Genomic DNA, 12,485 nt, shown 5'->3' with positions numbered 1-12,485 from the left:
GGGCGTCATCACAAAGGATGAGTAGTAATGGTTCGCTGCAAACCACCGGTCAAATCCCCAGCCATGCGCCATGACGGCGAACTGCCGATCCTGCGGCTCAAGCCCCTGGCCCATGCCATCGCCTTGTTGATGATGGCCGGCAGCGCCCATGGCGCCACGGCCTTCAGCTCCGGCTGGTTCGCCGACAAGGGCGCGTCCCAGGCCGCCACGGCCGCGCGCACTAGCGGCCAGGTGCCGGGGATTCCACCGCTGTCGCAGCAGACCCGGGCCAATCAGCAGTTGCAGCGTTCCTTGAGCAACCTCAATTCCACGGTCGCCGCCATCGCCGCCCAGCAGGCGGCCCAGGCCGCCGCGCGTCAGGCGGCGTTTGGCACGGTGAGCCAGATTCCCGATGGCCTCGGCCAGGGCGGGCTGAAGGTCGACAACAGCCTGACCCAGGGCTGGATCAACGCCAAGGGGCCGGTGCAGAGCCAGTCCGGTGGCAAGACCACGGTGACCATCGAACAGACCGCCGACAAGGCCATCCTCAACTGGGAAACCTTCAACGTCGGGCGCAACACCACGGTCGACTTCCAGCAGCAGTCCAACTGGGCGCTGCTGAACAAGGTCAATGACCCCAACGGTCGGCCCAGCGAGATCCAGGGCCAGATCAAGGGCGCCGGCACGGTGATGATCATGAACCGCAACGGGGTGATCTTCAGCGGCACCAGCCAGGTCAACGTGCGCAACCTGGTGGCCGCCGCGGCCAGCATCAGCGACGAGCAGTTCACCCAGCGCGGGCTCTATGTCGACGCCAACGGCACCCAGCCGACCTTCACCGACGCCCTGGGCAAGGTCCAGGTGCAGCGCGGCGCGCTGATCCAGACCCACCCGGCGGCCAGCTCCACCGAATCCGGTGGCTACGCCTTGCTGCTGGGCGCGGAGGTGGAGAACGCCGGCACCATCGTCACCGCCAAGGGCCAGACCACCCTGGCCGCGGGTGACAGTTTCTACATCCGCCGTGGGGTCGGCACCAGTGGCAACCAGCATTCGACCACCCGCGGCAATGAAGTCGCCACCGCGCTCAAGCCCGGCAGCAGCGCCGGCAACGTCAGCAACAGCGGCCTGATCATGGCGTCGACCGGCGACATCACCCTCACCGGGCACCGGGTGCAGCAGAACGGCGTGGCCCTGGCCAGCACCTCGGTGGACACCCGCGGCACGATTCACTTGCTCAATGCCGCCAGCGACGGCACCGGCAGCGTGACCCTGGGGCAGGGCAGCACCACCGCGATCCTGCTGGACAGCAGTGGCAGCACCGCCCTGGACAGCCAGCGCAACAATGGCCAGATCAACCTCGACGGCACCCCGACCAACCTGATCACCGGCCAGTTCAACAACCTCAGCAGCGTCGCCGACCGCAGCGACCAGTCGCGAGTGGAGATCGTCAGCGGTGGCACCGTGGACTTCCAGAACGGCTCCATCACCCTGGCCACCGGTGGCCAGGTGGCGGTCAGCGCCGGCCAGCGCAGCCTGGTGCGCGACGGCGCGGTGATCGATGTGGCCGGCGCGGTCGGGGTCAAGGTGGCGATGGAGTCCAACACCATCAAGATCAACGTCCAGGGCAACGAGCAGCGCGACTCGGCGGGCAACCGCGACAGCGGCCAGTTGATCAACAACGACGTCTGGGTCGATCTGCGCGAGCTGGTGTTCGTCCCGGCCGGCACCAACGGCTACGCCACCGACCGCTGGTACACCGCCGGTGGCCTGCTGGAAGTGGGCGGCTACCTGGGCACCCAGGGCCACAATATCGGCGAGTGGATGGCCCAGGGCGGCACCCTGACCTTCACCGGCAAGGACGTGGTGACCCAGTCCGGCGCCCAGTTGAACCTCTCCGGTGGCACCGTCGACGTGCAGGCCGGTTACATCCAGCAGACCTGGCTCAAGGGCGTGGACGGGCGCCTGTACGAACTCTCCCGGGCCCCGGGGGACCTGCTCTACACCGGTATCTACAAGGGTTACGTGGACAGCAGCCCGCGCTGGGGCCGCACCGATTACTACTACAACCCGCTGATCGCCCAGCAGCGCCGCTACGAAGCCGGTTATACCGTGGGCCGCGACGCCGGCAAGCTGGTGATCGGCACCGGCAACGCGGTGCTCGAAGGCCAGTTGATCAGTGAGGTGTTCAAGGGCGACCGCCAGACCCAGGCGCCCAACGTCAAGCTCGACGGCTACCAGCAGTCGCACAAGGCCGCGGCCCAGCGCGCGCAACTGATCATTGGCAACTACACGCCGATCTACAACAAGACCACCGGCACCCTGGGCCATGCCTTGGGGGCCAGCACCGATCAGGTGCTGATCGCCGGCAACCAGCAGAAGATCGCCGACGGCCTGGATCTCGCCACGGCCCTGCCGGCCAATCGCCAGGGCCAGTTGGTGCTCGACAGCGATCAGCTCAACGGTTTCCAGCTGGGGGCGATCAAGGTTGGCGCCAAGCAGCAGATCCAGGTCAACGGCGCGCTGAAGGTGGCCGACGGTGGCGACATCACCCTGTTCGGGCCCCAGGTGCAGCTCAATGCCAACCTGACCGCCCATGGCGGCAGCCTCAACGCCGGCAACGTGCTGAAGCAGGTGGATGTGAACCGCAACTTCGTGGTCGGCGACGTGATCCTCGCGCCCAGCGGCGGCGCCCAGGCCCGGGTCGATGTGGCCGCCGGGGTCAAGCTCGACGTGTCCGGGCGCTGGAGCAACCTGGCCCTGGACCCTGCGGACAACAGCGGCCTGGCCTTTATCAACGGCGGCAAGCTGTCGTTACGCAGCAGCGGCGACCTCAACCTGGGCAACGGCACCCTGGTGGACGCCAGCTCCGGTGCCAGCCTCGGCTACGACGGCAAGGCCACGGGCGGCAAGGGCGGCGACGTGACCCTGGCCGCCGACGGCAAGCTCGACCTGAACGGCGAGCTGCGCGGCTATGGGGTCAACGGCGGCGGCACCCTGGCCTTGCAGGCGCACAAGGTGCTGATCGGTGCCAAGGATGTCGCCGCGCAAGCCGGCACCCTGCAACTGGCCGAGGGCTTCTTCAACAAGGGCTTCGGCGCCTACGACATCACCGGCAACGAAGGCCTGACCGTGGCCGACGGCGCCAAGGTCGAGGTCAACCTGCCGGTCTACCGCGTCGGGGCCCAGGCCGGCAGCAGTGCCACCGGCAGCGACCCGGCCACGGTGCTGGAACGCTGGCTGCCGGAGCTGTACCAGCAGGATCCGCTCAAGGGCGTGTTGACCCAGCGCCGTGGCGCCGGGCTGACCCTGAGCGCCGGCAATCAGTACGCCACGGCTGCCCAACTGGCCAGCACCGCGTTGAACGTGGGGCAGGGCGCGGTGATCAGCGTCGACCCGGGGCAGGCGATCAACCTGCGCAGCGTCGGCCAACTGACCATGAACGGCACCCTCAATGCCTGGGGCGGCAGCGTCAGCCTCGGTGGCCTGAGCCTGCCGCCGGCCAGCGCCGAAGCGGCCAATGCCGCCGGTCATGGGCGGTCGATCTGGGTTGGCGAACAGGCGCTGATCGACGTTGCGGCGCGGGCGGTGAGCGCGGTGGACAACCGCGGGCGCCAATACGGCCAGGTGCGCGATGGCGGCAAGATCGCCATCGGCGGCGAGATCGACCTGGCCACCGGCATCGCCAAGGCCAGCGACCTGTTCGTGGTGGTGCGCGAGGGCGCGCGCCTTGAGGCTTCCGGCGCTCAGGCGGCCCTGGACATACCCGGCCAGGGCCGGGTGCAGGTGGCCAGCAACGGTGGCAGCATCAGCTTCGCCTCCAACAACGGCCTGTACCTGGACGGCAGCTTCGTCGCCCGGGCCGGCGGCGCCGGGGCGGCGGGGGGCAGCTTGTCCCTGGCCCTGGAAAGCCCGTACTACATCAAGAACGCGGTCAACGACCGGGTGCTCAAAGCGCGGGAACTGGTGCTCAGCCAGGTCCACCAGGGCAGCACGTTGCCGGACAGTGCCGAGGCGGCGGCCGCGGGCCTGGAATACGGTCATGGGCGCCTCGGGGTGGATCAGGTCCGCGCCGGCGGTTTCGACAATCTGGCGTTGCTGAGCAACGGCCTGTTGAGCTTTGACGGCGACGTGTCGCTGAACATGGGCCAGAGCCTGCGCCTGTACAGCGGCGCGCTGAACCTGAGCGAGGGCGCCGCGGCCAACTCCCGGGTCAACCTGTCGGCGCCGTACCTGCTGCTGGCAGGCATCCTCGCGCCGCCGGAGGCCAAGGACCAGTACCTGCGCCCGGTCTCCACCGGCACGCCGTCGCAACGGGCCACCCAGGCCCGGTTCAACGCCAGCGCCCAGCTGATCGATGTGCGCGGCAACGTGGTGTTCGGCAGCAAGGGCAACCTGATCCAGGCGGACAGCAGCCTGGTCGGTGTCGAGCGTCGGGGCTTCGATGACGTGCAACTGACCAGCCAGGGCGATTTGCGTTTCCTCGCCGGTGCCGGCGCGGACGTCATCGCCAAGGGCATCAGCACCCAGTTGCTGACCCACGGCGACATGACCCTGCGGGCGGCGCAACTGTACCCGGTCACCGAGGTCGGTGCCCGGGTGCTGGCCGGCTACCTCAATGACGCCTCGGGCGTCAGCATCAACTTCGACCCTGCGCGGACCCTGACCATCGGCCGCACCGGCAACGGCCAGAGCGCCGTGCCCTATTCGGCTTTCGGGCGCCTGCAACTGGGCGCCGCCACCATCAAGCAGGGCGGGGTGGTGCGCGCGCCCCTGGGCCTGATCGAGATCGGCAACCTGGGCTCGAGCAAGGTCGAGCTGCTGCCCGGCAGCCTGACCTCGGTCAGCGGCAAGGGCCTGGTGCTGCCCTACGGCGGCACGGTCGACGGGCAAATCTACAAGTACAACGGCAAGACCGTGACCTTCCTCGGCCAGGGCTCCCTGGCGAATGAAAACAGCGACCTGAGCGTCGGGGTGATCCTCGGTGGCAAGTCGGTGCAGGTGCTGCCCGACGCCACCGTGGACCTGTCTGGCGGCGGCGAGCTGCTGGGCGCCGGGTTCGTCTCCGGGCGCGGCGGCTCCACCGATGCCCGCTACAGCCCGCTGGTGCAGATTGGCGCCAACGGCAGCTTTGTCCTCCCGGGCCTGGGCAGCAACCCGATCTACGCCATTGTCCCCGGGGTGCAGCCGGGCTATGCGCCCGTGGCGCCGGAGGGTGGCGCGGTGGACCCGCTGATCGGCCAGCAGATCAGCATCGGCGCCGGGGTGCCCGGGCTGGCGGCGGGCACCTACACCCTGATGCCGTCCACCTATGCACTGATGCCGGGAGCCTTCCGGGTCGAGATCAATGGCCTGGCCGGGCTGGGCAGCGAAGGCGCCACGCAGCAGTTGCGCAATGGCTCCTGGTCCACCGCCGGGCGTTTGTCGATCGCCCATACCGGGATCAGCAACAGCGTCGCCAGCCAGTTGATCCTGACCTCGGCCGACACCTTGCGCCGCTATTCGCAATACAACGAAACCGGCTACGCCCAATTTGCCCTGGCCGATGCGGCCAAGCTCGGGGTGCCGCGGCCGATGTTGCCGGTGGATGCCAAGACCCTCAAGCTGGCCCTGCAACCGGGGGCCGGTGCGCAGGCCTTCTCCTTCCAGGGCATCGGCCGCTTCGATGCCGCTGCCGGGGGCTACGGCGGCACCGTGGCGGTGCTGAACATGGGCAACGGCGATATCGAGGTGGTAGCGGCCGGCAGGTCGGCCACCAGCGGTTTCGCCGGCGTGACCCTGGAGGCCGAGAGCCTCAATGCCCTGGGCGCCGCGCGCCTGATGCTCGGCGGCATGACCCTGATCAAGTATGGCCAGCCCGGCAACTTCATCACCCTGGCCGAGGGCCTGAATGCCGCCAAGGGCTCGATCACCCTGCGCGAGGGCGCGACCCTGGCCGCCCCTGAAGTGTTCCTGGTGAGCAATACCGGGGCGATCGTCGTGGAGCAGGGCGCCTCGATCAACAGCATCGGCCGGGGCAAGGCCAGCTACGACGCGCGTGACGGTTTCACCTACCAGATGGCCAACGTGCTGGCGGTGTCCAACGGCCTGCTGAATGTGATCAACAAGGGCAAGGCCTCAGGCACCAGCGGCGGCATCAAGCTGGGCAGCTGCGCCAGCCCGCCTTGCAGCGGGCAGACCGCCTTGTACTCCGAAGGCAGCATCGTTGCCTTGAGCGACAGGAACTTCGAGTTGGGTGACCAGCTGAGCTACGGCACCCGGCATCTGAACCTGGGCTTGAACACGATCAATGTCGGCAGCCCCGAAGCCTTGGCGGCCGCGGCGGCCGGTGGCCGGCTGCCCAGTGGCATGACCCTGACCCAGCAAGTGCTCGACCGCCTGCTGCACGGCGACACCCGGTTCGGCGCGCCGGCCCTGGAAACCTTGCAGCTCTCGGCCCGCGACGCGTTCAACTTCTATGGCAGTACCACCCTGGACACCTATGACCCGCTGACCGGCAAGTCGCTGCTGAGCAACCTGATGCTCTCCACCCCGGCGATCTATGGTGCCGGGGAGGCCAGCGACGTGGCGCGGATCCACACCGCCAACCTGATCTGGCAGGGGGGGCAGACGCCCGCCGGGGCGGTGGTGGCCGGGGGCGCCGGAACCGGCAGCGGGCGCCTGGAGGTCAACGCCGAGCGCATCGAGTTCGGCTATGGCGCCTTTGCCCAGCCCAGCTCGACCCAAACCTTCGACCGCCTGGCCCTGGGTTTTGCCAACGTCGACCTGAACGCCAGCCAGCGCATCACCGCCAACCACAAGGGCAGCCTCGCGGTCTACCAGAGCCAGGGCGCCTACGACCCGGTCAAGGGCTTTGCCTACAGCGGCGGCAACCTGAACATCCTCACCCCGTTGATGACCGGTGAGGCCGGCTCGGTGAACCGCATCACCGCCGGCGGCGCCATCGATATCAGCGCCTCGGCCGGGCCCCGTGGCACCGCCAATGGCCAGGGCGCGGAACTGTCCCTGCAGGGCGACAGCATCCGTCTGGCCAGCGCCGTGGTGCTGCCCAGCGGCAAGGTGACCCTGGGGGCTCGGGGGGATGTCAGCCTGACCGACGGCTCGCTGATCGACGTGGCGGGCCGGGCTATTGCCTTCAACGACCTGACCCGCTACGGCGCCGGTGGCGAAGTGCTGCTGGAAAGCCGCGCCGGCAATGTACTGCAGGCGGCCGGCGCGACCATCGATCTCTCGGCCAGCAACAACCAGGCCGGCAAGTTGCGGGCGGTGGCGCTGGACAGTGCTGCCGGGCAGGTGGACCTGGCCGGCAAGCTCCTCGGCGCCAGCAGCGGCTCTTACGATGCCGGCGGCACCCAGGTGCCGTACCTGGGGGGCGCGGTGGAAATCCAGGCGCAGCGCCTGGGCGGCAGCGGCACCCTGGACGAGCAGTTCGCCGCGCTCAACCAGCGCCTGAACCAGGGCCAGGTCTTTGGTGCGCGCAGCTTTCAGCTCAAGCAGGGCGACCTGAGCATCGGCAACGGGGTCAAGGCCAACAGCGTCAATGTCTCGGTGGACCACGGCAGCCTGCGGGTCAATGGCCTGATCGACGCCAGCGGCGAGCGGGTCGGGAGCATCAACCTGGCGGCAGGCAACGGCCTGACCCTGGAGGCCGGCGCGATGCTCGATGCCCACGGCAGCCGGCTGCGGGTGGACAGCTACGGCAAGATCATCGACTCGCCCAACCGTGCCACGGTGGTGCTCGGCTCCGGCCTGGGCCGGCTGACCCTGGCCGATGGCGCGCGCATCGACCTGCGCCATGGCACCGACGTGGCCGTGGGCAGCGCCGCGGGGCAGAACGACGGCCGCAGCCGCGGCACCCTGGAGCTGAATGCGCCGCGGCTGTTCAAGCCGGACGGCAGCAGCAACGACATCGACATCGACGCCCGTGGCCGGCTGGATATCCGGGGCGCGCGTTCGATCGCGGTCAACGGCATGGTCAGTTATGACGATGCGCCGCAGAAGAACGACGCCGTCAGCGGTCGTCCCTACCAGGAAATCACCCAGGACTATCTGACAAAGAAACATGACTTGAGCACGGCGTTCATCAACGCCGCGCTGCAGAACAGCGACCTGCTGCAGAACAAGCTCGCCGGCCTGAACAACGCGACCTACGCCGATGCCTTGCACCTGCGGCCCGGGGTGGAAATCGTCAGCAAAACCGCGGATGGCGATCTGGTGGTGCAGGGCGATCTCGATCTGTCCGGTTATCGCTACGCCAGTCTCAATCCCCATACCCGCAAGGACGACAATGTCTACGGTTCGGGCGAGGTGGGCAGCCTGACCCTGCGCGCCGGCGGCGACCTGAATATCTACGGCAGCATCAACGACGGCTTTGCGCCACCGCCGCCGACCGACGATGACAACGGTTGGGTGCTGTTGGCCGGTATCGACTACACCGGCGGCGTCCAGGTGGTGCCGGGCACCGGCGTGACCCTGGCCGATGGCAGCCGCTTCCCGGCCGGCTCGATCCTCAATTTCGATCTGCCGATCAAGGCCCAGACCCTGCCGGCGGGCACCCGCCTGCCGGTGGCGGCGACCCTCAATCAGCCATTGGTGTTGCCGGCGGGGACCGTGCTGGCGGCAGCGGTGCGCGACGCTTCGGGCAATGTGCTGTTCGCCGCGGGCACGCTCTTGAGCCAGGGCCAGACCCTGGCTGCCGGCAGCACCCTGGATGCCGGTTACCTGCTGGGCAGCGACGCCAGCGTCGCGTCTCTGACCTGGCCCAAGGGCGTGCCACTGCCCGGGCGCCTGGGCAGCAGGGAGATGGTCACCCTCAGTGGCAACAAGCCGCTGCTGCGTGGCGCGCTGTTGCCCGCGGGCACCGACGTCAAGTTGCCGGGGGGCGCGACCTCGGTACAACTGCGGGCCCAGGACTCCGGCCGCCAAGGCAAGAACTGGGCGGTGGCGCCGATGCTCGCCGAAGGTGCCCAGTCCTGGTCGATACGCCTGGTGGCGGGGGCCGACACCGAGGCCGCCGACAGCCGCCTGCTGCAGCCCAAGCCCTTGAGCGGCCACCTGCGTCTGGCCGACAGCCACTACGGGATGTTCGGCCAGGGCACCCTGGTCTGGACCGAGGAGGGCTCCCTGGGATGGTTCGGCGACGACAGCCGGGTGGGCCAGCCGATCGATTTCGACGAAGCCTATCCCGGCATCTGCGAGGACTACCTGGGGTACTGCGCTTCGGGGGGCGATGAGTACACCCTGTTGGCGGGGGGCAGCACCCGCTTCAGCGTGATCCGTACCGGGGCGGCGGACCTCGACCTGCTGGCCGCGGGCAACCTGAGCATGGAATCGCTGTTTGGTGTCTACACCGCGGGCAGTTCTTCCACCGGCACCGCGGCCAACGACCCTTACAACCGCCCACGGGCCCTGGGCAGCAACGACAAGGTGCTGGGCAACATCGCCGGAGGCAACGAGAAGCTGGTCAATGGCGGTCCCGACAGCCTGTACCGTGCCTGGTACCCGGACGGTGGCGGCAACCTGTTGCTGAAGGTGGGGGGCAACCTGACCGGCAACATCACCAGCCTGGCGACGAGCAACCAGCAGCGCCCGGTCAACAGCGACCTGGGGCAGGATTCGGCCAACGTCGGCAACTGGTTGTGGCGCCAGGGCAACGGCGTGAGCGGCAGCCAGGCGCAAGCCACCGCCTGGTGGATCAACTTCGGCTCCTACGCCCCCAACATGAACCAGGGCGCCGCCGACCAGCTGTTGGGGTTCACCGGGTTCGGCACCCTGGGCGGCGGCAACCTGAATGTCGAGGTCGGGGGCGACGGCGGGATCCTCCGGCCGCTGGCGGCGGACTCCATGGCGCAAAACATCAGCCCCCGCAGCCAGGGGCTGGTGCTGGCGGTAGGCAGCACCGGGCGGGTGGCGGCCGATGGCAGCCTGCAACTGACCGGGGGCGGCGATCTCAACCTGCGGGTCGGTGGGGTGCTCAATCCGGGCAGCCAGATCACCCAGGGCCATCTTAATGGCGCCCTGGTGGATGTGCGCGGCCATGCCCAACTGAGCGGCGGCGCCCTGGGCGCCCTGACCCTGCGTTATGGCAACCAGCGGGTGGATCAGAGCCCGAGCGAGGTCCGCGCCTACGAGCCACTTCGCGCCACCTCGGCCATCGCCACCGGGGGCTTGAGCCTGTTGCCGGGAGACGCCACCTTCAGCCTGGCCACCCGCGGCGACCTGGTGCTACAGGATGTGGCCGACCCGGGGCGTGCTCCGCAGATGAATGCCCAAGCCTTCAAGAGCGGGGCGGTCAACGGCATCGGGCAAAGCTGGTTCAGCCTGTGGAGCGAACGCACGGCGGTGGACCTGTTCTCCGCCGGGGGCAACCTCACGCCGCTGACCCAGACCACGGAAACCGATATGGCGGCGGTCTATCCCGCGACATTGCGCGCTGTCGCCGCCAGCGGCAGCCTGTATTACGGCCGGGCCTCGGTCATGGACGCGGGCAACCTGGGGCCTCTCAGGGCTCTGGTGCTGGCGCCTTCGAACCTGGGGCAGTTGCAACTGCTGGCGGGCAATTCGATCTACGGTGGCGACCTCAGCATCAGCCGCTCCAGCGCGGCGCCGGACAGCCTGGCGACGATCTGGAAACCGGCATTCGTCGGCTTCCTCAACGGCGTCGAGGTCTTGGGCAGTGGCAACCTGTCCAGCGACGGCAGCCGGGTCAAGATCGGCGTTTCGCCGTTGTTCGCCTTTGGCCCCGACAGCGCCAGCCTGCAGTGGCGCAACCCCCAGGAGCCGGCGCGCTTCTATGCATTGAGCGGAGACCTGCTGGGGGTCAACAGCGGGCGCAGACTGACCATCACCACCATGGAAGATCCGCGTAACGGGCAGACCTACCATGCCGGCGCAGGCCCGGTGTGGATGATGGCCGGGCGCGATATCGTCAGCAGCGGCACGCCACTGGGCGGTGCCACGGGCGGCGAGAAGGAGTTCGGCGGCTACAGCTTTGCCGGCAACCTGTTCGTGCACGACAACCCCAACGATATCTCGGTGGTCAGTGCCGGCCGCGACATCCTCTACAGCAGCTTCAACGTCGCCGGCCCCGGCACCCTGGAGCTGACGGCGGGGCGCAACATCCTGATGGAGGACAAGGTCAGCGTCACCAGCCTCGGCGCCGTGGCACCGGGGGACAGCCGACCCGGGGCGAGCATCGTGATGCAGGCCGGGTTCGGCGCCAACGGCCCGGACTTCCGCCGTTTCGTCGCGGCCTACCTGGAGCCGGCCAATCTGGCCCAGCCCGGCGAGAGCCTGTCGGCTGGCAAGGTGGCCAAGACCTATGACAGCGAACTGTTGGGCTGGCTGGGCGCGCGCTTCGGTTTCGTCGGTGATAGCGCCCAGGCTCGGGCCTATTACGCGGCGCTGCCGGCCGAGCAGCAGCGGGTGTTCGCCCGCGAGGTGTATTTCGCCGAGCTCAAGGCCGCCGGCCGCGAGTACAACCAGGAAGGCGGTGTGCGCCAGGGCAGCTACGCCCGGGGTCGGGCGGCGATTGCCGAGCTGTTCCCGAGCAGCGACGTGGCCGGCAACCCCATCACCTACAAGGGCGACATCACCCTGTTCGGCGGTGCCGGGGTGCACACCAACTTTGGCGGCAATATCCAGATGCTGACCCCGGGCGGCAACCAGACCTTCGGCATCGAAGGCACCGCGCCACCGGCGTCGGCGGGGGTCATCACCCAGGGCGCGGGGGACATCCAGCTGTACTCCCTGGGCAGCATCCTCCTGGGCCAGAGCCGGATCATGACCACCTTCGGCGGCTCGATCATGGGCTGGTCGGCGGCCGGCGACATCAACGCTGGCCGGGGTTCCAAGACCACCGTGGTCTACACCCCGCCCAAACGGGTCTATGACAACTGGGGCAATGTCGGCCTGTCGCCGTCGGTGCCCAGCACCGGGGCGGGGATCGCTACCCTCAACCCGATTCCCGAGGTGCCGGCCGGTGACATCGACCTGATCGCGCCCCTGGGCACCATCGACGCCGGCGAGGCGGGGATCCGCGTGTCGGGCAACGTCAACATTGCCGCGCTGCGGGTGGTCAACGCGGCGAACATCCAGACCCAGGGCAAGTCCTCCGGAGTGCCGGTGAGCGCCACCGTCAACACCGGCGCCATGACCTCGGCCAGCGCCGCCGGCTCCGCCGCGTCCCAGGCCGCGGAAGATGCCGCCCGCAACCAGCAGGCGGCGGCCAAGCAGGGCCGGGCCTCGATCGTCACCGTGGAAGTGCTGGGCTTTGGCTCCGAGCCGGTGCAACGCCAGCGCGAAGAAGCCAGCCGCGCCCCGGGCTACAACCCCGACAGCCCGGTGCAGGTCCTGGGCGCCGGCCCCTTGAGCGACCAGGCCCGGGCGCGCCTGACCGATGAGGAGCGTGGGCAACTGACACTGTAGGAATCTCTCGTGGTAGCACGCTTGGGGGGCGATCGTTGATCGCCCCCTTTTTTTGGGCTGATGGGAAGGGGGTGTGGTGATGG

1 protein-coding gene is annotated in these 12,485 nt (G+C 68.7%); it reads left to right on the top strand.

Annotated features, from left to right (window positions below):
- Positions 1–27: 27 nt before the first annotated feature.
- The gene (locus PST29_RS16645) at positions 28–12,402 is read left to right on the top strand and encodes a filamentous haemagglutinin family protein (protein ID WP_060843752.1); all 12,375 of its coding nucleotides are present in this window, start codon (positions 28–30) and stop codon (positions 12,400–12,402) included.
- The last annotated feature ends 83 nt before the right edge of the window (positions 12,403–12,485 follow it).

It is taken from the genome of Pseudomonas sp. St29 (assembly GCF_001547915.1).
GTDB lineage: Bacteria > Pseudomonadota > Gammaproteobacteria > Pseudomonadales > Pseudomonadaceae > Aquipseudomonas.
Note: the sequence above shows the minus strand (reverse complement) of the source record. Positions and strands in the feature narration are given on the sequence as shown.